At 46.1% G+C, this 22,987-nt stretch carries 12 protein-coding genes; 6 read left to right on the plus strand and 6 right to left on the minus strand.

Features of this window, described 5'->3' with window-relative positions; genetic code table 11:
• Positions 1–97: 97 nt before the first annotated feature.
• The gene (locus PMG71_RS23705) at positions 98–11,239 is read left to right on the plus strand and encodes an SBBP repeat-containing protein (protein ID WP_283756208.1); all 11,142 of its coding nucleotides are present in this window, start codon (positions 98–100) and stop codon (positions 11,237–11,239) included.
• 171 nt (positions 11,240–11,410) lie between these two features.
• Positions 11,411–12,019, plus strand: coding sequence for a hypothetical protein (locus PMG71_RS23710; protein ID WP_283756209.1), 609 nt, complete (start codon positions 11,411–11,413; stop codon positions 12,017–12,019).
• Between the two features lie 428 nt (positions 12,020–12,447).
• Here the strand turns inward: PMG71_RS23710 and ilvC are convergent, their stop codons facing one another.
• The gene (gene ilvC / locus PMG71_RS23715) at positions 12,448–13,443 is read right to left on the minus strand and encodes a ketol-acid reductoisomerase (RefSeq protein ID WP_283756210.1); all 996 of its coding nucleotides are present in this window, start codon (positions 13,441–13,443) and stop codon (positions 12,448–12,450) included.
• A 261-nt stretch (positions 13,444–13,704) separates the two neighbouring features.
• Here ilvC and PMG71_RS23720 point away from each other — a divergent pair, with 261 nt between their 5' ends.
• On the plus strand, positions 13,705–15,096 hold the full coding sequence (locus PMG71_RS23720) for a TldD/PmbA family protein (RefSeq protein WP_283756211.1): 1,392 nt from the start codon (positions 13,705–13,707) through the stop codon (positions 15,094–15,096).
• A 487-nt stretch (positions 15,097–15,583) separates the two neighbouring features.
• Here the strand turns inward: PMG71_RS23720 and PMG71_RS23725 are convergent, their stop codons facing one another.
• The 3 genes from PMG71_RS23725 to ilvN all read right to left on the minus strand — a co-directional run bounded on the left by PMG71_RS23725 (position 15,584) and on the right by ilvN (position 16,960).
• The gene (locus tag PMG71_RS23725; RefSeq protein WP_347179387.1) at positions 15,584–15,934 is read right to left on the minus strand and encodes a carbon dioxide-concentrating mechanism protein CcmK; all 351 of its coding nucleotides are present in this window, start codon (positions 15,932–15,934) and stop codon (positions 15,584–15,586) included.
• A gap of 111 nt (positions 15,935–16,045) precedes the next feature.
• Positions 16,046–16,351 (minus strand): BMC domain-containing protein, encoded by a 306-nt coding sequence (locus tag PMG71_RS23730; protein WP_283756213.1) that lies wholly within the window; start codon positions 16,349–16,351, stop codon positions 16,046–16,048.
• An 87-nt stretch (positions 16,352–16,438) separates the two neighbouring features.
• Positions 16,439–16,960, minus strand: coding sequence for an acetolactate synthase small subunit (gene ilvN, locus PMG71_RS23735; protein WP_283756214.1), 522 nt, complete (start codon positions 16,958–16,960; stop codon positions 16,439–16,441).
• A 430-nt stretch (positions 16,961–17,390) separates the two neighbouring features.
• Here ilvN and infC point away from each other — a divergent pair, with 430 nt between their 5' ends.
• From infC to PMG71_RS23750, 3 genes are all read left to right on the plus strand, one after another.
• Positions 17,391–17,951 carry a translation initiation factor IF-3 gene (gene infC / locus PMG71_RS23740; RefSeq protein ID WP_347179388.1) on the plus strand — a complete coding sequence of 187 codons (561 nt, stop codon included), beginning with the start codon at positions 17,391–17,393 and terminating at the stop codon, positions 17,949–17,951.
• 73 nt (positions 17,952–18,024) lie between these two features.
• Positions 18,025–21,033, plus strand: coding sequence for a HEAT repeat domain-containing protein (locus tag PMG71_RS23745; RefSeq protein WP_283756216.1), 3,009 nt, complete (start codon positions 18,025–18,027; stop codon positions 21,031–21,033).
• A gap of 18 nt (positions 21,034–21,051) precedes the next feature.
• Positions 21,052–21,519, plus strand: a complete 468-nt coding sequence (locus PMG71_RS23750) for a Crp/Fnr family transcriptional regulator (protein WP_283756217.1) — start codon at positions 21,052–21,054, stop codon at positions 21,517–21,519.
• Here PMG71_RS23750 and PMG71_RS23755 read toward each other — a convergent pair.
• Both PMG71_RS23755 and PMG71_RS23760 read right to left on the minus strand, forming a co-directional pair.
• The gene (locus PMG71_RS23755) at positions 21,516–22,127 is read right to left on the minus strand and encodes a hypothetical protein (protein ID WP_283756218.1); all 612 of its coding nucleotides are present in this window, start codon (positions 22,125–22,127) and stop codon (positions 21,516–21,518) included. The genes PMG71_RS23750 and PMG71_RS23755 overlap by 4 nt on opposite strands.
• Complete coding sequence (locus PMG71_RS23760) at positions 22,114–22,749, minus strand: hypothetical protein (protein WP_283756219.1); 636 nt, start codon at positions 22,747–22,749, stop codon at positions 22,114–22,116. The genes PMG71_RS23755 and PMG71_RS23760 overlap by 14 nt, the downstream gene beginning before the upstream one ends.
• Positions 22,750–22,987: the final 238 nt, after the last annotated feature.

Genomic DNA, 22,987 nt, shown 5'->3' on the forward strand with positions numbered 1-22,987 from the left:
TGAAAATCACGGACAACTTTATCCAATCTTCATATTCCTGAAAGAAAAACAGTGATACCTTTAAAACTATTCTTTCTTCCACCCCTCTAAGTGTGCTATGAGCTGGCTTGATTTCCTCTTTAAACCCGTGTTTTCCAGTAATTCCGCCTCGAAAACTCATAAAACCTTTATCTTAGAACCCATCCTGACCCCTTCCGGTCTAGTTGATTCTCTGGATGATGGGCCAGACTTCGATGGTGATAGCACAGAAAACACCGTAGAAAATACGGAATTAGACTTAGATAACCAGCCAACTGAAAATTTATCAGACTATACAGTTGAATCCGAGGCGCTTTTACCCGAAATCCCGGATGAAGACTTAGAGGAAATTCCGTTTATTTATGCATTAGGGGAAGAAACAGACGCAGACACTCAGCAGGAATCCTTAGAACCTACCAGCACAGAGGAGAATTCTGTCTTAATTTCCGATTCAGAAACAGAACTGGATGGGGAAATTACGCAGGAACCTGTCAAGTCCGTAAAAGCAGAAAATTCTTCTGTCTTAGCTCTAGATACAGACACTGAAGTAGATGAAGAAATCACTCAGCCAAGAGCTAAGTTAGCAACCGATGTAGAAGCGGATGGAGAATTACCAGAGGAGTTATCCACTTTGGAGATACCCGAAGAGGTCATTTCTCAACCCAAATTTGACTCCGGTTACTTCGTGGTGGGAGAAACGGGAGAGATAGAGGTGGACTATCTTTTTGATGGCGGCAAGTATAAGGGAGAATTGGGGATTTTTAGTCTAGACGGAATGGACGAATATGACCCCGATACAGAGGATTTTATTGCCGAAGCAGCGAGAAGATCTAACTCTAATTCAGAACTCGGTCATATTATCATCTCAGACCGCACGGAAGGCGCATATTTTAGCGGAGAACTCGGAGAAGCAGACCACAATTCCGGCGAATATCAAGGCGTAAAAACCTTCAATATGCACTCTGGGGATAGCTTCGCCATGATGCTCGTTCCTAAAGGAAGCGTGCAACGGGTGGTGGACAATCCTGGAATTGGCGGTGCTGCGCGTCCCCTATTTTCCCTCGCGACTGCGAACCCAGAAGATGGTTTTCACATGGGACAAATTGCCGATGTCACCGGAGAAGGCAATGTTTTTGTCTTTGAAGACTTGCGCGTAGATGGTAAATCTGACGGAGATTATAACGATCTAATTTTCCGCATCAAGGGTGCAACTGGAAAAGCTGTACAGTTAGATAACGTGATTGATACAGCACAAGATTGGCGCGACTCAGATTTAGGACAGGAATTAATCAATTATGTGACAGGAGATAAGAGTGGGGTTGAAGAGGCTGATAATCTAGAAGATGTTACTGATACTGAAGCGGTTATTGAAAATATTCTTGTTACTGATAATCGTAGTAGCGAAGGGACTTTCGCCCCTACATCAGAGTCGGGTGAGGGTAATAATGATACAGAATTAGAAGGCGATAAGGTTCTCCATGGCGATGAAGATCGCCCCACTACCGACACTCCCACTGAAGATATCCCCGTTGAAAATAATGGGGAAAATGACGGTAACCGTAGGGGCGAACGGCCGTTCGCCCCTACATCTACGACATTAGAAGAGTTAAAAACCGGTGAATTTATCGTTGGCGAAACCGGAGAAGTTACCGTTGATTTCCTCTTTGACGGAGGTGGATATAAAGGCGAAGTTGCCATCTTTAGCTTAGAAGGATTAGAAGATCTCGATCCTAATTCTGAAGAATTTAGAACTGAAGTCTTACAGCGCATTACTGATGAATCCGATCGCGGTCAAATCATCATTTCCGATCGCACAGAAGGCGCGAAATTCACCGGCGAATTAGGCGAAGTTGACCGCAACTCTGGAGACTATTCTGGCCCGAAAACCGTGCAGATGGAACCGGGAGAAAAATTTGCCGTTGTCCTTGCTCCCAAAGGCAAGATTGAATGGGCTGTTGAGAATCCAGATAGACCTTTAATGTTTTCCCTAGGTTCTCAGCAGTTAGCGGACGCGACTGGAGAAGGTCAGACGTTTGCTTGGGAAGATTTGGATGTCGAGAAGAATTCGGACAAAGATTACAATGACCTCATTTTCCGAGTCAAAGGGGCAACCGGTAAAGCGGATCATATCGATGAACTGATTGACTCCGAAATGGTTTGGCAAGATACAGATTTAGGTCAAACTATTCTCGATTATGGAAAACCCGAAACCCAATTAGGCAGCGCCGATCGATTGTACAATCCCACTGAACCCGTTATTATCCAGGGAAAAATCACCGATCCAGATGGACTCAATCAGATTGAAAAAGTAGAAATCTTCTTACAAAAAGATGGAGGAAAATGGATTGATGTAACTGAAGAAGTGGATATAAAAATGACTTCAGACTATCAGAAGATTAGTTACGAGAAAGAAGGCTTAGAACCCGGTCACTATGAACTGAAGATTGTGGCTCAAGACAATGCTGGCAAGGTTGCAGAGCCTACGGTTGAGCAGTTTACAGTGCTGTCGGTGAGTAAAGGGCAAGAATTGAGCGATCGCGTTAAATTTGCCATCGAAAAAGCCACCAATCTCGGCAACTACGAACCCGAACAACTCGAAAATGTTCGTCAGTGGGTTGTCAGCGTTCAAAATAGCAAATATCACCCACAATTAGCCAATAATTTAGGAGCAACTGATCTAGGAGAAACTGGCCATATTCCCCATACCTATATTTGGGAATTTCCAGAAAGCTTAACCGCCCAAGAAGTAGCCGAAACACTTGGCTCAGAATACAAAGTTGAGTTTGCCTATCCTCTGGTTCAGTATCAAGTCAATCAGCATTCTCCCACCAATGAACCCTTAGTCCAAAGTGGAGAGCAGTGGCACTTAACTCAATCCCAACTCTCTCAAGTTTGGGACAATCAAAATATTCAAGGACGCGGTGTTGTAATTGGTGTGGTTGATAGTGGTTTTGAAATCAACGACCCCACTAGAAACTTACAAGGTCATCCTGATTTATTACCTAACTATAACTCAGATCTAAGTTATGACTTTGACGAAGAAGACCCCTATCCCTCTCGGAAAATTGATTATGAGCTAGAAACCAACCGATCTAAATCAATTGTCAATCCCATTGGCACTCCCCTTAAACATGAATTTGCATTTCGTTCTGTTAATGATGGCATCATAGACAGTCTCGTTATTAACATGGATATTCGCCATCCCGACATCAACAATCTAGAAGCATTCTTAGTCAGTCCTCAAGGCACTAGAATTCCCCTACCGAATCTTCAGCCTAGATCCTATTCTCTCTCTCTTCCAGAATTCCAAAATAACAGCGCCCAAGGAGAATGGACATTAGAAATTATCAATAACTCCGCAGAATCTGGAGTTTTAAGAAACTGGTCTTTAGACTTTGAAACCCGTCACTTACATGGCACTGCTGTAGCCGGAATAGCAGCAGCAAGTGGCGATAATCAGTTTGGCGGTAGTGGGGTTGCTCCTGAAGCAGAATGGGCAGGATTACGCATGGGAGCAGATGGTACAACTGACACAGAAGTAGCCAATGCCTTGTCTCATCATCGCCAAGAGATTGACATTTATAATAACAGTTGGGGACTCGGATTCTTTCATACTTTACCCAATGCCCAAAAAGCGATGGAAGAGGGTGCTATTTTCGGGCGAGATGGTAAAGGTAATATCCAAGTATTTGCTGCTGGAAATAGCGCACAAGCAGGTGGAAATGTCAGCTACAATAGCTTTGCCAACTCTCGTTACGCCATTGCTGTGGCTGCCATCGACAGTGAAGGAAAACACCCCATTTATTCAGAACCAGGCGCTTCCCTTTTAGTCTCTGCCTATTCTAGCGGTACTCCAGACAAAAACATCGTCACCACAGGCTTTTATCCTGAAGGCAACCCAGAAAAAGATTACTACATCAATAATTTTGGTGGGACTTCAGCCGCCGCGCCATTTGTGTCTGGAGTTGTGGCTTTAATGTTAGAAGCTAATCCCGATTTAACCCTTCGGGATGTGCAGTATATTTTGGCGAAAACGGCTGATAAAAACGATCCTAACCATAAAGATTGGGTGAACAACGGCGCAGGATATCATGTTAATCACCAGTATGGTTTTGGCGCGGTTAATGCTGATGCAGCAGTGGCAATGGCTAAGACTTGGAAAGCCGTAACAGAGCTAGAAACCATCGAGGAATACTCTTATGTGGGGAAAAGAATTCCTGATGCAAATCAGAATCAAACCCCAACCACACCTGTTACCGATTCAATTTCCATTCCCTCTAACCCAGAACAGGATTTGAACCTCGAATGGGTCGAAGTTGAATTTAGTGGCAACCATCGTTATCATGGCGATTTAGAGATTGTATTGGAGCATGAATACATTAATGAACAAGGGGAAAAGGTAACCACTTCCTCCATTTTAGCCAAGCAGCATAGGAGTGATAAATACAAGCCGGATAGTCCAGAAAATAATCAGTATTATTGGTCGTTTAGTAGCGCTCGTCATTGGGGTGAACCGTCTCAAGGCACTTGGACATTGAAGGTGACGGACAAATTTTATCATGGAAGCTCGGTACACAGGGAAATAGATCCCTCTCTGTGGAATGTGTTTACCGATTGGACATTGCGTTTACATGGTACGAATCCTAACGCAGTTCCTAAACCAAAAGTAACGATTAGTTCTCTGGATAAAGAAGCGACGGAAGAGGGGAATGCGGCACAATTCTTGGTCACTCGCACCGGAGATACGGATGAACCGTTGACGGTGAATTATACGTTGCGCGGGAGTGCTAAAAATGGCGAAGATTATCAGACATTAACGGGGACAGTGACGATTCCTGCGGGTAGAGAAACTGCAACTATTCCTGTGGTTCCTTTGTATGATTATGCTCTGGAAGGGACAGAAACTGTTGAGATTGAATTACAAGCAGCTTCGGGATATCAATTAGATGGTGTGGTTACTGCAACGGCAACTATTGCTGATAGTAAAACCACATCTCGTTATGGCCCGTTTGTGTATGTCAATCCTCAAAATGGTCATCAATATATTCTGTCTCAACCGGATACTTGGTTAGGCGCTCAGGAACAAGCGCAAGCTTTGGGAGGTAATTTAGTTGGGATTAACAGCGAAGCTGAAAATGATTGGTTGTATGATACCTTTGGTTCTGGTCGTAAATGGATTGGGTTAAATGATAGTGAAATTTACGGCAATACGGAAGGGAATCATCGATGGGTAAATGGTGAGGACTTGACGTTTACTCCCAATCGTTTTCGCAAGGATAATGTTCAGCATACGCCAGACGGTGAAGACTTCTCTGAAACGAATTTCATGGAACCTGGTGGTTGGAATGATATGCCTCACGATTTGCCTTCTATCTTAGGAGAAAGTTTTGAAAATCCGGTTGGCATTATCGAAATTGACCCCAGTACCCTAGAGAAACCGATTGTCAATGTCATGGTCACCGATGATGAGGCTGGGGAAGATGGCAATGCGGGGCAAATTGTCATTACTCGCGTGGGAGATTTGACCGAGGAGTTGACGGTTCAGTACAGTCTCGATGGTGATGTCACGAATGGCGTTGATGTTGCCGAGTTGAGTGGTGAAATTACCATTCCTGCGGGTGAGTCGTTGGTGGTGCTGCCGATTCTGGCGCTGTATGATGGCGTGTTCCAAGAAGGAGAAGAAAAGGCGATTGTTAAGCTCAGTTCTAGCGATAATTATGCCATTGGAACCCATGGGACGGGGGAAGTGAAAATTAAGGACAATCACAAACCTTTTGAACCGGAATTTGTCCATCAATGGGGAACTTCTAGCTCCGATCGCGGTCAAGCCCTAACCTCTGATGCTGCGGGTAACATCTATGTCGTTGGCGTAACCAAAGGCAACTTAGATGGCAATACCAATGCTGAGGAGGTCAGTGAATTTTCCGCAGATCCGTTTATTACTAAGTACGATGATAGCGGCAATAAACTCTGGACGAAACAACTCGGTACAACCGGATTCGATTACTACACCGAAGTTGCGGTTGATGAGAATGGTAATATCTTTGCTATTGGCTATGATGACAGTCATCCTGTGGGGACTTTAGGAGGAGGCGATCACAAGTTTGCTAAATGGGATAGCGAAGGCAATTTACTCTGGGAAAAACACATTGGTACTCCCAATCATGAGTTTTCTAGTGGATTAAAACTAGACCCTGATGGCAATCCGGTAATCTCCGGTTGGACTTGGGGAACGTTTGGCGAAACGACTCAAGCAGCAACGGATTACTTTATTGCTAAATACGACACTGATGGTAATGAAATTTGGATTCAACAGAATGGAACCGACGAAGAAGATCGCGGCCGGGATGTAGTCATTGATAGTGCCGGTAACATCTACGCGGTCGGCATTACGGAAGGCAATCTCGATGGCGAGAATGCCGGAGAATCAGATGTTTTCGTCACTAAATACGACGCTGACGGTAACGAAATCTGGACAAAACAATTGGGTACAGAAGACGATGAGAGTCCCGGAAAATACGGCGCGTATCGCAATGTGAGCGTCGATATTGACGACTCTGGCAAGCTCTATATTGCGGCTGAGAGCAAAGGTACGCTAGAAGGTCATGAAAGTCAGGGTTCAATGGATGCGCTTCTATTCAAGTTAGATGAGGAAGGCAATACCGTCTGGACGCAACAATTTGGAGGTGCAGGCAATGATCGCACCACTGGCATTAAAGTAGATCCTGACGGTAACTTCTATCTCAACGGTTGGACAAACAGCTCCATCAACGGTCAACCGGGTTTAGGCAAAAATACACCATTCTTGGCTAAATTTGACAGCGAAGGTCAGAACCTGTGGACAACCATCTACGGAACCAGCGATGCGGAAGATTTAACCTACGATATCGAAGTTGACAGCAGTGGCAATGTCTACACCACCGGCTATACCTGGGGCGATTTTGGCGGTGAAAATGCCGGACATATAGACATTTGGCTGGCGAAATTCCCCGCCACTCCCGTACCTTCGGAACCGACCATTTACACCAATCCAGTCACCGGAAGTCAGTATTTCTTGACCACAGGGGATACCTGGTTAGGCGCACAGGAACAAGCCCAAGCTGCTGGCGGTAACTTGGTTTCTGTTAACAACGCCTCGGAAAATCAATGGTTATTCGATACGTTTGGCGGAAACATGCGCTGGCTCGGTTATACGGATAGTCCGATCTATGGCGCTCAAGAAGGGGAATTTCAGTGGGTAAATGGCGATTCATCAACCTATAGTAATTGGTTCTATCTCTCACCCAATAATGTTCCTTTGACGAGAGATGGTAAAGACTTGCTAGAAGGTGAAGACTTTGCTCACAACAATTTCCGCTTCCCCGATCCGAATTCTCCCACAGGGTTTACTGAGTTTGGAAAATGGAACGATTTGCCAGCAGATTACTGGAATTTAGCAGGCATTGTCGAAATTCCTGGTACTCCTGAACCGATTCCCGATAACGCTTGGATACGTCAGTTGGGAACCGAAGGGAGCGATCGCACTTCCGGAGTCACCGTTGATGATTTTGGTAACGTCTACGTCGTTGGTACTACGGACGGCAATTTAGACGGTGAGAATGCCGGACAAGAAGATGCCTTTGTCGCCAAATATGATGTCGATGGCAATCTCTTGTGGAAGAAACAACTGGGAACTGTCGCCATTGATGAAACTCGTGGTATTACCGTTGATGAAACTGGAAAAGTTTATATTACCGGACACACTTTTGGCGATTTAGAAAGCGCCAACCAAGGACTCAGTGATGTCTTTATCCTCAAACTAGATGCCGATGGTCAAGAATTGCTGCAAAAACAAATCGGCAGCAGCAGCGATGATTATGCCACGAGCATTACCGTAGACGAAACCGGAAATATCTATCTGTCAGGATTTACAGGTGGAAATCTCCACGGAACTCATGCCGGAGGTTACGATCCTTGGGTGGCCAAATATGATGCTAATGGAGAACCGATCTGGAGCGATCAGTTTGCCACCTCCAGCCATGAAGGAGCCATTGATATCGCCATCGACAGCTTAGGCAACACTTACCTCATCGGCCATACCTATGGCGCTCTCGGTGGCGAAAATGCCGGAAGTCAAGATGCCTTTATCATTAAATACAATGCTCAAGGCGTTAAAGAATGGCAAAAACAGCTTGGTACAGCAGAGTACGAAGAAGGTCATAGCCTGGCCATTGACAGCGAAGATAATATCTACATCACTGGCAATACTCAAGGTTCCCTAGGCGGGGAAAATCAAGGCTTGCAGGATATCTTTATCACCAAATTTAATCCCCAAGGTGATGAACTCTGGCAACAGCAATTTGGCTCAATTTCTCAAGATTCAGCCTCCCGTCTGGCGATCGATCAAAATGATGTGATTCATCTGGCTGGATTTACCACCAACACCTTAAATGATCAAACCATAACCGGGGGTCAAGATGCCTTCCTGATGCTCGTCGATAAAGAAGGCAAACATTTAGAAACCCAAACCCTGGGAACAGCGAATAATGACACAGCTCAAGATATTGTCATTGACCGCAGTGGCAACTTCTATCTCACCGGATATACAGAAGGAAATTTGGCCGCCGAAAATGCTGGGGGCAAAGATTTTTGGGTATCTAAAAATCAAGTTCCCAACCCCGGTTATAACTGGACGTGGACATATTTCGGCGAAGACTTACACAACGGAGACAATAACACTCGCCTAGAATCCACCCCCAATACCGATGCTGCCAAAGCCGACTTTTTAGCCAATCTCGATAACATTGAAACCATTGATTTCGAGACCTTTAATCAAGGCGATAAACCAACCGTTCTAGACTTTGGCTCTACCAAAGCAACCGTCACCGGTTATTCAATCGTTCGCGACGTACCCACCGCAACCGATGGTGGCATGTTCCCCACCTCTGGCGACCAATTCTTGCAAAGTTCTGATGATACCCAATTAACCCTGGAATTTGACAGTCCTCAATCTGCCTTTGGATTCACAGCAACGGACGCTGAAGGAAATCCTTTCACACTTATCCTCCATCATGAAGATGGCACAACCAGCGAGTTAAATATTCCCGCTCAAGCCGTTTGGCCAGAAAATTCCGGTTCTGCTTTCTTCTACGGCATCACGGATATTGATTCCCCCTTTACCAAAGTCACGTTAACTCGACCTGGAGGGACTGAACGCATTGGACTCGATGATTTAGTCATTGGCAACCTTAAACCTGACGTTCTCCTGAAGACTTCTACCCCTCCCAATCAAACCCTCCATCTGGCTTATCACGAGGATACCCCTCTAGATTTAAGTAACATTATGGTCACTGACCCCGATGGAGAAGCCACGGTTAAATTAACCCTGTCCGAAACCGATGCCGGAGCGCTTTCTACCGCAACATCGGGAACCGTAACCTCAACTTACGACCCGGAAACCGGTGTCTGGACAGCAGAAGGTGCAGTTAACCACTTAAATCAACTCTTAGCCGATTTAGAGTTTAAACCCACCGCCAATTCTGCCGAAAGCGTCACCATTGCCACGGAAATTATCGTCCAGTCGGGTCTCGTTTTAACCGGAACCATCCAGTTAACCGGACTACCGAAAAATGATGATCCCACCATACAAGTTGAACCCACCCAAGAATGGGTACAGCAACTCGGAAGCACCGGTTATGATGCTTTAGGCGATGTCGCCACTGATGCACAAGGCAACGTCTTCATCGCCGGATGGGTACATGGCGATATCGACGGCAATGAATACCAAGGCGGTTCGGGTTTACCGAGACACACTGGCGATGGTTTGCTGACCAAATATGACCGAGATGGCAATAAACTCTGGACAACCACATTAGGCTCGGCTGATGATGACGGATTTCATGGAGTAGACACCGATAGCCAAGGCAATGCCTATGTCGTTGGTTCAACTTTGGGTAGTTTAGACGGTCACGAACCTTTAGGAAAGAACGATGCCTTCTTTGGCAAATATGACGGTGAAGGCAACTTAATTTGGTCGCGACAAATTGGCACGAGTGAACATGATAGGTTAAGCAAATTGATTGTCGATAAAGATGACAATATCTACACCGTGGGAGCCACTTCCGGAATTATGGAAGGGACAAATAGTCATTATGGCTATGATGCTTTAATCCAGAAATGGGATAGTGATGGCAATTTACTCTGGACACGACAAATGACTTCAACTGAAGCCAGTAGTAGTTCAGCCAGCGATGTCACCCTTGATGAAGAAACCGGAGACTTGTTACTAACTGGTTATGCTACCGGTACTCTTGATGGACAAACTCCTGTTGGTCATTGGGATACGATGGTTGCTCGATACGATAAAGACGGCAACAAAATCTGGGAGCGTCAATTTGGCACAACCGAACAGGATTTAGGACGCGCAATTGATACGGATTCTGAAGGAAATATCTATGTTTCTGGCATGGTTACCGAAGCCTTAGAAGGGGAAACCCACGAAGGAGCAAGAGATGCTTTTGTCGCCAAACTCGATAAAGACGGTAACCTCATTTGGACAGAACAATTTGCCCAAAATGGTAGCACCGATCCCAACCGCCAAGGTGACGATCATGCCTATGGCATTGGAGTCGATAATAATGACCAAGTTTACGTCACCGGTCATGTCGGCGGCCCCTTAGATGGCAACCCCCATGCCGGTAGTATTGATGCCTTTATCACTGGACTCGATACGAACGGTAACCGTAGTTGGAGCCAACAATTTGGTTTCCCTGGTTGGGATGGTTTGCAGCAAATTGAAATTGATGAGGATAACAATCTCTTCATCGCCGGTGCAGTTGAGGGTGCAATGCCAGGACAAACATATAACGGTTCCCTCGATCCCATTGTTGCCAAATACAGCTTCAACCAAACCTATCAAGAAGATACCCCGGTTGAACTCAACAACATCTATATCAACGATGAAGACACCAACGAAACCCTAACCGTCACTCTCGCACTCTCCGACACCAACGCCGGAACCCTAACCAGCAAAACCAACAACGCAGCCGAAACCACCTTTGCCAACGGCACTCTCACCGTCACCGGAACCGCGCAGGATGTCAATGCCATCCTCCAGGATCTGCACTTTAATCCCGCAACCGGTTATACCGAAACCATCACCATTGACACCTCCGTTACCGACGGCAAGAATAACCCCGTAACCGGCGCAACCCTTACCTTGAATGGAGTCACCACTCCTTAATCACTGTTCAACTTATTCACTCACACAACCCACAAAATCATGGACAAAAACCAAAAATTCCACTTCAAGATATAAACCAAAATCCCAAGGAACGAAGGATTCTTCGCTCCTACCTACCATCTCTCCCAGTGGAATCTTTAACTCATATCATCACGACTTAGGAGGTCAATTATGTCTTATTCTTTTTGGATCGAAGAAACTGACTATACGGCGACTGGCAATTATGAATACATTCCACAAAACAGTGGTTATCTACAAATTCAAGACAATACTAACCCTGGTAACGAAACCATAGAACTGCCCTTCCTCTGGTGGTTTTCCCACTGGTCCTATTACTATAATCCCTTCTTTTATTGGTGGGAAGGAGAACTGACAGCTTCGGAACCCACTACTCCAGACTATATTAATGATTTGCAGTTTATCAAGTATGAAGACAGCAGTACCTATGGCACGGAAAACTTTTACTATTTAATTGTGCCCAAAACTGAAACCAATTACTTCACGAATTTAGAGTTTTGGAGTGCCGATCTCGATGAATACGATCCGACGATTGATCCCTTAGCTTTTGCCTCCATTCTAGGGGAGGGCTATGAAGTTGACAATGTTACTTATTCAGAGCTGGGATCGGAGTTAGGGATTTGTGATTTAGCGAATTGTTCCCCCGCAACTTCTGTACCGGAAGCGTCTTCAGTCATGGGTGTGTTAGCCCTTGGAGTGGCGGTTGTGGGTGTGGCAATTAAACGGAAATTTTTTCCAAAACAGGGCGCTAAAGCTTCTTGAAATGATATCAAGTCCGTTGGATCAGCTATATAGCCAACCTAAATGAGTTATTTAAGGGCTGCCCCTCATCCCCCTGCCCCCTTCTCCCGCAGGAGAAGGGGGAAAAAGTCAAGAATCCCGTGGGAGAGGGATTTTTCCGCAAAGCGGACATGAAAGGGAGAGGGCATTGTCTGTTTCATATCAAGTCCGGTTAATTTGTTAAGAAGCGGGCAAGATGCCCGCACTCCTCAAATTCTTTGATATGACTGGAGTGGGAGCATCTTGCTCCCTGGATTTTTAATTAGGGTATTTAAGCGAACTTGATATCACAACTCATTGAGACTAGCTATATAGGACTGGAGTAGGGGTGGGTTTGAAACCCACCCCTACAATTAGGTTGTAGCGATCGCTTCCCGAAGGTCGCAATCACTACTCTAATCCATCAGAAATTAGGCTTTCTTCAGCCAGCTAAACATGGCTCGCAGATCTTTGCCCACCTCTTCAATGGGATGTTCGGCTTCTTGACGACGCATGGCTGTAAATCCGGCTTTACCGGATTGATTTTCTAGCACAAATTCACGGGCAAATTGGCCGCTTTGAATTTCTTTGAGGATTTTCTTCATTTCAGCGCGAGTCTCATCGGTGACAATGCGAGGGCCGCGAGTATAATCTCCATATTCAGCCGTATTAGAGATACTATCGCGCATTTGGGCTAGTCCACCTTCTACCACCAAGTCTACAATTAACTTGACTTCATGGAGGCATTCAAAATAGGCTAATTCCGGTTGATATCCGGCGGCTACCAGGGTCTCAAAGCCACTCTTAATCAGGGCACTTAAGCCACCGCAGAGAACCACTTGTTCGCCAAAGAGGTCGGTTTCTGTTTCTTCACGGAAGGTGGTTTCTAGGATACCGGCACGAGTACCACCGACTCCTTTAGCATAAGCCATGGCGCGATCGCGGGCTTGTCCCGTTGCATCCTGATACACCGCAAACAAACAGGGAACTCCTTCCCCTTGTTCATAGGTGCGCCGCACCAAATGTCCCGGCCCTTTTGGCGCTACCATAATCACATCCACATTCTCTGGGGGAACCACTTGACCAAAGTGAATATTAAATCCATGGGCAAAGGCTAAAACATTACCTTCGCTCAGATTCGGGGCAATTTCATTCAGATAAATGGTCTTTTGCACCTCATCCGGCAGTAAAATCATAATCAGGTCTGCTGCTTTCGCCGCATCCGCAACAGGTTTAACCACTAACCCGGCAGCTTCTGCTTTAGCTCTTGACTTACTCCCCTCATACAACCCCACAATCACATTTACTCCACTGTCCTTTAAATTCAGAGCATGGGCATGTCCTTGGGAACCATAGCCAATAATGGCAACGGTTTTACCGTTGAGTAAATCTAAGTTAGCGTCCGCGTCATAGTACATCCGGGCCATAATCAGGATTCTCCTTGCTGATTCGTCTTTATTTTATGCCAGCCTTTAAGTATATCGCGTTGTGGGCAAAATGGAAAGGTCGAGAGATGAGGGTTCGATGAGAATTAGCCCCCCATGTCCGAACTTGAGAACAACCATCAGAATCCATGGTATACAGTTACTAGGGGTCACGGTCTTGGAGTATTGAGATCGAGAGAGGGAAGCTAACACACAAGAGAAGTAATCTCTCAAGCCTCAATCGTCTTAATCAGTTGAATCATTATGAATACAGATCTGCAAAACTTGCTCTCGGATTTAATCAAGCGCTATCGCTCTCAAGTCGATTTTCTGGCGATTCGTCTGGAAGAAGCAGAAGCGACTGATATCTTGCTGCGGGGGGATAAGGTAGAAACTCTCAGTGAAGGCATTTCCCTAGGGGGACAGGTGCGAGCTTGTTACAAAGGGGGTTGGGGAATGAGCAGCTTTAACCAACTGGGGGGATTATCGGAACGGATCGAAGAAGCGATCGCCTCAGCACGGTTAGTGGGACAAGAGGAAACCATCTTAGCCCCAATTCCCATTATTCAAGATAGCCGGATTTTGCCCCTAGGAGGAACCCATCCCAGGGAGATCCCATTGATCCAGAAAAAGGAATTATGCGATCGCTACGCAGAAATTCTCCACAGCACCGACTCCCAAATTGCTACCACTTCCGTGCGCTACGGAGACTGCTGTCAACGGATGATCCTGATCACCTCAGAAGGAACCTTAATCGAACAATCTTGGGTCGATTTAGAAATGCGATTTGCCGCCACTGCTCGCCAAGGCTCCACCGTACAAACCGGGCGAGAAACCACCGGATCGCGCAATGGGTATGAAGATTTAACCCAACTCGATGACCAAGTGCGATCGGCTGCCCAGCGTGCCGTTAACGCCCTATCCCATCCTGCCATTAAAGGCAACACCTACACCGTCGTTATCGATCCCATTTTAAGCGGATTATTTGTCCATGAAGCCTTCGGCCACCTTTCCGAAGCCGATATGGCCTATGAAAACCCCGATATCCTGGAAGTGATGACCCTAGGGCGCAAATTTGGCCCGGACAACCTGCAAATTCTTGATGGAGCAGGGCCCCAAGGTCACCGAGGCAGTTATTTTTATGATGATGAAGGAACCCCAGCAACCACCACCCAACTGATTAAAGATGGCGTATTGGTAGGTCGTCTCCATTCGCGGGAAACCGCAGGCAAATTGGGAGAAGAACCCACCGGCAATGCTCGTTGCCTCAATTATCATTATCCCCCCTTGGTACGGATGACCAATACCTGGATCGAGCGCGGAAAAACCCCGGTCAGTGATTTGTTTAGTGGCATCAAAGAGGGCGTTTATGCCAAAAATTGGCGCGGAGGTATGACCAATGGGGAAATGTTTACCTTTAGTGCAGGAGAAGCTTGGATGATTCGCAATGGAGAACTGGCTGAACCGGTGCGAGATGTGACGCTTTCGGGCAATGTGTTTAGTACCTTAGCGGATATTGAGGCGATCGGTGATGATTTTTACTGGGATGAGTCCGGTGGTTGTGGCAAAGGGGGACAGAATGGTTTAGCCGTCGGTTGTGGCGGCCCCTCCCTACGCATCGGTAATGTGGTAGTCGGTGGAGAAAATGAGGAGTGAGTAATGAGTAATATCAAGTCCGGTTTCCGCAAGCGGACATGAAAATTTGTTAAGAAGCGGGCAAGATGCCCGCACTCCTCAAATCCCTTGATATTCTTGGAGTGGGAGCGTCTCGCTCCCTAGTAACATCAAGTCCGGTTAATTGGTTAAGAAGCGGGCAAGATGCCCGCACTCCTCGAATTCTTTGATATGACTGGAGTGGGAGCATCTTGCTCCCTAGTAACATCAAGTCCGTCACTCCCGGAATCCCTTGACATCCTTGGAGTGGGAGCGTCTCGCTCCCTAGATTCGCAACTCCCCTAGATTCGCAACTCCCCTAGATTCGCAACTCCCCTAGATTCGCAACTCCCCTAGATTCGCAACTCCCCTAGATTCGCAAATTCCCTAGATTTGCAGCTTCCCTAGATTTGCAGCTTCCCTAGATTCGCAAATTCCCTAGATTTGCAATTATGGTGTTTAAACGGACTTGATATTACCCCTTACTCACCTAAATTAATGAGGGTCGTGGAGTTCCCCCTTCAACCGCTAAACGATAAGGTTCAACATTATCGTTGTAATCAATGGGGAGGACAGCAACTACGTTCTCGTGGGGACGGGGGATAATCACCCAGGATTCTAGGGTCGCTCCATAGGCTTTCTCTACGGCATCTATGCCTGCATCCATCGCCGTTTTGACCTCGGAAACGTCTCCCCGGATGTTTACCGTAAACCGGGCACTTCCAACGCGAATATAGCCGACTAAGGTAATCCGTCCTGCTTTTACCATTGCGTCAGCAGCAGCCAAAATACCTGGGAACCCCTTTGTCTCAATCGATCCAACAGCTTGCTGTCCCATAATTGTCGCTCCTAATGTTAATCAATGAACCATCTCTATGCAAGACTTTATTGTAGGGGTTTAGGGGGTCAGTTGAGTCAAGAAAATGGGGAATGGGTTCTTACCACTCGCCATCTAGCGAAAGGGTTCACTCACTTCTGTATAGTCAATGGGGAGGACGGCTTGCACATTTTCGGGGGGATTGGGGACAATGTAGTGCATCATCACTTGACCTCCAAAGACTTTTTCCGCTTCCCGAATGCCTGCTTCAACTGCGGGTACAACTTCCGAAGTTCCTCCCCGAATGGCAACTACAAAGTTACCACTTTCAGCGCGATCGAAGTAGACGAGGGTAACTCGCGCTGCTTTCACCATGGCATCAGCAGCAGCGAGAATGGAAGGAAATCCTAGGGTTTGGATGACACCAACAGCTTCAGGCACAATGATTCTCCTTTGGGGGATGTTGAGTGAGTTCACAAGGGTGATTTCACTATTGTAGGGGAGAACGGCGATCGCGCTGCTTGAGCTTTAAGCTAATTTGGCTTCTAAAGATTTGAGCAACTCCGTATTCACGCCAGATTCACGGGTGAGGGCGATTTTACCGGTACGAGCAATTTCCCGAATGCCAAATTTTTGTAGCACTTGGACAATGGCCACCATTTTCCCAGGGTCTCCGACGACTTCCAAGGTGAGGGAATCTTCAGCCACATCCACCACGCGAGAGCGGAAAATGTTCGCTAACTCAATAATTTCCGAGCGACTTTGAGTTGGAGCATTCACTTTAAGCAACATTAATTCCCGTTCTACACAAGGACTTTCCGTTAAGTCTTGCACCTTAAGGACATTAATTTGCTTGTAGAGCTGTTTGGTGATTTGCTCAATAATCTTGTTATCTCCAGGAACAACCATCGTAATCCGAGAGACTCCGAGTTGTTCGGCCGGGCCGACGGCTAGACTTTCAATGTTAAAGCCGCGACGAGCAAATAAACCAGAAATGCGACTTAAGACTCCAGCTTCGTCTTCTACCAGTACAGAAAGGGTGTGTTTCATAGTTGCCTCATGCGCCTACGAGTGATACTATCAGGTTCTGAGTTTAGGTTTAAATCTTACACTATACATCATAGACCCAACTATGATATGAGCTTTAGCTAGGCGATCGCCCCCCTATAATCCTTTCTTAAGATTAATCTGGGGGCAACTCTCCCTGTTCCTGCTCCCAGAGACTCCAAAATTCCCCAAATCCTCCCCTAGAGGCAAAAACAAGTTAAAAAATGTAGAGCAACTCAAAACTTGTCAGTTACAATGGCAGAAACCCACTCAACTTTGCCCCCATACCCGACCCAAAGGGATTCTCTGGGTAGAGAGCAAAGATCTCATTGTTCAAGCCAAGCTATTGGAGACTCAAACGGTCTACATTCTTAAAATCAGACCCAATTGAGTTCTTCTGAAATCATCAGATTCCAGATCTGACTGTTGTTCTATCCCCTATTTATCATTCAAAACGCCTGTGGTTGACAAAAAATCAAATCGCGATCTTCCCCAAATTAACGAACGGATTAAATATCCCAAAGTGCGAGTCATCGATAGTGATGGCACTCAACTGGGCATCATGTCTCCAGTTGAAGCCCTCCAACTCGCTCAAGAAAAAGAACAAGACTTAGTGCTGGTCAGTGATAAAGCCGATCCGCCTGTATGCCGAATTCAGGATTACGGCAAGTATAAGTTTGAGCAAGAAAAAAAAGCCCGCGAAGCTAAGAAAAAGCAGCACACAGCCGATGTTAAAGAAGTAAAAATGCGGTACAAAATTGAGGAGCATGATTATAATGTGCGCCTCAATCATGCCAAGAAATTCCTCAAGAAAGGTGATAAAGTTAAAGCAACGATTAGCTTTCGAGGAAGAGAGATTCAGCACAGCAATTTAGCAGAAGATTTGCTCAAGCGCTTGGCGAAGGATCTAGAAGAGGAAGCTGAAGTGCAGCAAGAACCGAAACGGGAAGGGCGCAATATGATGATGCTCCTCTCCCCGAAAAAAGAGCCATAAGTCATGCTCTTCCTAGGGAAAAGATATTAATCTTGAACCTAGGAAGAGTTTGACCCATGTAAAGTACCGAGATATGGAACTCAACTATCAGGGACGCAGCTTAAACAAGTGGGGACAAAGATTTTTCCAATGGTTTAACCTTCGACCAGACGAAAGTGAACGCACAGTTTTAATGCTGGCGTTTTATACTGCAAGTTGTGTGGGACTCAGTTGGACAGAAGCGAGTACCGCCGATTTGTTCTTGCAACGGTTTGGGGCAGAATCTTTACCCTGGATTTATATCGCCAGTGCGGTGATGGGTTCAGGATTGGGATTTTTGTACGATTGGTTACAAACCCTGATTCCTTTGCGGAAGGTGATTGTGCTGACGGCCATCCTCATGGCCATTCCCTTATTTTTACTCCGCTTAGGGTTAGATCTCGTTATTATCGCACCCATCTTAATTTTTTTGCTGCGTCTGTGGTGTGAAGCGATCTTTATCCTCAATGAACTCAATACCAGTATTTGCGCTAACCAACTGTTTAATATTCGGGAAATTAAACGGACTTATCCCTTAATTTCTAGTGGTATTTTAATGGCAGATGTGGTAAGTGGATTTTCCCTACCGGTCATCTTGACCTTCCTGCGGGTGGAAAATGTTCTGATTTGTGCCAGTGTGTTGATGTTTGTGGGGGGAGCGATCGCCTTTTACCTTACCCAAAATTATCAACAATTTTTCCCAGACACCACCAACCGCGTATCCCAAGAAGAAGCCTCAGACTTTACCCAAAGGCGCTTAGGTCGCCCAGTATGGCGCTATGTGATCCCCCTAATTCTGTTCTTTTTTGTCGCCCAAGGTTCTTTACAATTTGTCGAGTTCCAGTTCTTTGACCAACTGGAAAAAAACCTGAATTCGGGGGAAGTAGCGAGTTTCCTCGGATTCTTTAATGGGGTTTTGGGCCTGTTTGAACTGGTTCTGCAATGGTTTGTCTCTTCCCGCTTAATTGAGCGCTTGGGGGTATTTGTGGCCGCCTCCCTGCTACCGGGATTGATGGGAATCATCAGTTTGTTGTCCTTAACCCATGTGGCGGACTTGTTTTGGTGCTTGATTACCCTGAAGTTTTTTGATGATTTGTTGCGCTATACGGTGGTGTTAGGGTTGGGGCCGGCTCTGTTTCAGCCGTTGCCGGAGAGCATCCGTAATGGTATCCAGGCTTGGCGGGCGATCGCCGAACCGATCTCAACTGGGGTAACTGGCTTGCTGCTTTTGGGAACGATTTGGTTTTGTAGCCAAGTCTTTCCCCAACTGCAAGCGCGACAGTCGGATATCTTCCTATTTCAAACTATTGTCATTTCCCTGGGTTGGTTATTGGCCATTTTCTTCCTGCGCTCTGGCTATGTGCAACTGTTAGTATCGAGTGCTAAAAGCGGCCGCTTAGGGGTCTCGGATGTGGATTTGCGATCGCTACAACGGAATGTGGCCGAAACCCTCAAACAACCCGGAGCCGAAGAAGATAAACGCTCTTGTATCGAATTGCTCAACCGCTTTGACCCCCAAAATATCAATGAGGTACTGGTTCCCCTGTTGCCTTCCCTGTCTCCGGCTCTGCAACGGCAAAGCTTAGAAGTGCTGCTAGAACATCCCCAAACTAAGGATGTAGAAGCCATTCGCGCCCTCACCCAAACCGCGTTACTGCCGGATGTGTTGGCCCTAGCTCTGCGCTACATTTGGCTCACAGAAGCTGAACCGGATATTCGTCAGTTACGCAGCTATCTGCAACCGGCTGTCGATCCGGTGGTGCGGTCAACGGCTGCGGCCTTGATGCTCCGCAGAGGGAATGCGAAGGCGAAAGCAGAAGCGACGAATACTTTGCGACGGATGGTGACGAGCGAGCAGGAACGGGAACGGGTGATGGGATGTCGCGCTCTGGGGGAAGCGGTGTATATGCAAGCCCTGCGCCTCTATGTGCCCAATTTACTTCAGGATGACTCTCTGCGGGTGCGCTGTGCCCTCCTAGAGGCGATCGCCGCTACCCGTTTAGAAGAATATTATCCCTCTTTGCTGCGGGGTCTGTATTATCAATCTACCCGCGAAGCCGCTTGTAAAGCGCTGGTACGTTTAGGCCGTGAGTCTATTCCCCTGTTGTTAGATTTAGCCCGCGATATCTATAAACCGGATCTCGTCCGCATGTACGCTTGGATGACGATTGGGGATATTAGAACCCCAGAAGCCTTGCATGTATTAACCCAAAACTTAATCACATCTTGGGGAAGTACCCGACGTAATATCCTGAAAATTTTGATTAAATTACCCGACGATCTGGGGATAGAAAAAGTACAGGCTGTCATGGGGCGATCGGGGATTGAATTATTGATTGACCAAGAACTGATGTTCATCGGCCAACTCTATGCAGGACGTTTAGATCTGGCCGAGGATCGGGTTTCGGGTCGGGAAGCTCAATTATTGCTGCGATCGCTTGTCGATCTAGAAACAGACTCCATTGAACGCTGTTTCTTATTGATGAAGTGCTTGTATCCCATCCAGAGCGTACAAGCGGCTTATTTTAATCTCCAGTCCAATTCTATGAGTAGTCAGGCTAAGGGATTGGAAATTTTAGACAATATTGTGGATATTCCCCATAAAAAAGCCCTGTTAACGGTTCTCGATCAGTATGCGATCGCCGAAAAAATGACCTATCTAGAAGATTTAGTCTTATACCAACCCCTGAGTCCGAGCGATCGCCTGCGCCATCTTCTTGACCTACGCCATTTTCTCTCAGATTGGCCCTTGGCCTGCTGTTTCCATGTGGCTCAAGCCTTCCGTTGGAGTACCACCCCCGAACATATTCTCGCTGGACTGCGCCATCCTAGGGGGTTTGTCCGGGAAGCCGTCTTGAATTATCTTAAAGTAGCAAGCCCTTCAACTTTGAGCCAATTGTTGCCTATGCTCCAAAATGATCCCGATCGCCTAGTCGCTGCCCAAGTTCAAGCCTTAATCGAAGAGTTTGGCCTCTCCCATACTGAGGTGTCCTCAACCTCCATCTTCGGTGAGGGTTCTTCGGATTTTGCCCTTCCCCCATTCCCCTATCCCCCATCCCCCTAAACCCGACCCGGAGAAGTTATGTTAAGTAGCGTTGACCGCTTGCTATTTGTGCGAGGTGTGCCCATCTTCAAAGAGTTACGGGATGATTTTTTGGTGCGCCTCGCCTCAATTATGGATGAGCTATCGTTTCCGGCTGGGCAAACGATTTTTACCCAAGGGCAAGAGGGACGCTCTTTATATATTGTGGTGTCTGGACGGGTACGGGTACATATTGGCGATCGCGATTTGGCTTACTTAGATAAGGGCACTACGTTCGGGGAGATGTCCCTGTTTGATGCGGAACCGCGATCGGCTTCGGTGACGGCGATCGAAACTTGCGACTGTTTGGTTTTAACTCAGCAACAACTCTATGATGCCATTGATGAAACCCCAGGCATTGCCGTTAATATTATTCGCTTGCTCTCTCGACGCATTCGCGAGTTAAACCAGAAAATTAACGCCCAAGAAAGTAAAATTCAAGAGTTACAACTCTCGAATAAACATTAGGCGATCGTTTCCTGGCTGACGGCATAGATTAAAATTCCCAGTATTTTCGCCATTTGGTTAATATAATATTCCACTGAATCAATATAAACCGTTTTATCTTCCAGTTTCAGGAATTTCCAGATATTGCCAGAGGTGACGACCCCATAAATCACGGGAATTTCATTTCCTTCTTGTGCATTAAACACTTGAGCCGCTAACATTTCTGCTAAACATTGACCCAAACCAGATTTTATGTCTTCTTTTTTGGCTTCCACTAGGGTAACGACTGGCGAGGTAATAAACAAATTCTCTGGAGAGAGACTGATTAAGAAGTCACATACTCCATTCAATCCTTGGGTGCTATCCACATTAAAGTCTGAACCCGAAAAGAGACTGATTTGATAGTGTTTTCTGCGTCTTAATTCCAGTAAAATCGGGGTGATAATCATCTCCGATCGCGCCTTTTCTGTATTAATACCCAGAGCTAAGGGAATACTTTCTTGCAGAAATGTGGTCAGCATTGGACTCGGCTCCGATTCTGGAATTTCTGCAAAGAGATTGAGATTTTCATGGAGTTTTAAGCCAAATTGTTTAAGGAGTTGATTGATTTTGAAGTCACTGTAACCCATTTTCCCTCTCCTCCTGGGACAGCAAGGATGTAATCATACTCACTAAAATACCAAGAATTTTTTCCCTTTGGTTAATGTAGTATTCCACACTATCGACATAAGCGATATTCCCTTCAAGTTTAATGAATCGCCAAGCCGTTCCTGATGTGACTGCGCCGTAAATGGTTTCAAGGTTTTTTTGTTCTTGTTGATTAAATTTCTGAGCAGCAACCAAAGTGGCAATACATTGTCCTAATCCGCCAATGATATCGTCTTTTTTGGCTTCAACAATAATTAAAACTGGAGCGTCAATGATTAATTGAGATTCAGAAAGACTGAGGAGAAAATCACAAGCTCCATTCAAGCCTTGTTCTGGTTCTACATTAAATTCTCGTCCAGAAAACAGGCTAATTCGATCGGTAACCAATCGCCGCACTTCTAATAAGATGGGAGCAATAATCATTTCTGAGCGCGATTTCTCGGTGTTGATTTCACTGGCTAAGGGAAGATTATAGTTGAGTGTGGTCGTCAGATACTCACTCGGTGTAATGTCGGAAGTGTCGGTAAATAAATTTTGCTTATCTTTTAGGGTTAAGTGGAATTGTTTGAGAACAGAATTGAGGGTAAAGTTGCTGTACGACATAAAGAGAATTTAAAAAACTATAAACTAAACCCGCCTCTATGTCCTTATCTAGAACGATCGCGGCGGGTTCAGGGATACTGATTCTATGGTGTATCTTATATCAAGTCCGGATAAAGGGTGAAGAAGCGGGCAAGATGCCCGCACTCCTCTAATCCCTTGATATTACTGGAGTGGGAGCGTCTCGCTCCCTAAATTTTTAATCATGGTATTTCCGCTTCGCGGACATGAACAATCGGAC

Source organism: Roseofilum acuticapitatum BLCC-M154 (genome assembly GCF_030068475.1).
Taxonomy (GTDB): Bacteria; Cyanobacteriota; Cyanobacteriia; order Cyanobacteriales; family Desertifilaceae; genus Roseofilum; species Roseofilum acuticapitatum.

Coding starts and splice junctions, on each gene's coding strand:
- PMG71_RS23750 (WP_283756217.1), top strand. CDS start 21,052: ATGTTAAGTAGCGTTGACCGCTTGCTATTTGTGCGAGGTGTGCCCATC.
- ilvN (WP_283756214.1), bottom strand. CDS start 16,960: ATGAAACACACCCTTTCTGTACTGGTAGAAGACGAAGCTGGAGTCTTA.
- ilvC (WP_283756210.1), bottom strand. CDS start 13,443: ATGGCCCGGATGTACTATGACGCGGACGCTAACTTAGATTTACTCAAC.
- PMG71_RS23755 (WP_283756218.1), bottom strand. CDS start 22,127: ATGGGTTACAGTGACTTCAAAATCAATCAACTCCTTAAACAATTTGGC.
- PMG71_RS23760 (WP_283756219.1), bottom strand. CDS start 22,749: ATGTCGTACAGCAACTTTACCCTCAATTCTGTTCTCAAACAATTCCAC.
- PMG71_RS23720 (WP_283756211.1), top strand. CDS start 13,705: ATGAATACAGATCTGCAAAACTTGCTCTCGGATTTAATCAAGCGCTAT.
- PMG71_RS23745 (WP_283756216.1), top strand. CDS start 18,025: ATGGAACTCAACTATCAGGGACGCAGCTTAAACAAGTGGGGACAAAGA.
- PMG71_RS23710 (WP_283756209.1), top strand. CDS start 11,411: ATGTCTTATTCTTTTTGGATCGAAGAAACTGACTATACGGCGACTGGC.
- PMG71_RS23705 (WP_283756208.1), top strand. CDS start 98: ATGAGCTGGCTTGATTTCCTCTTTAAACCCGTGTTTTCCAGTAATTCC.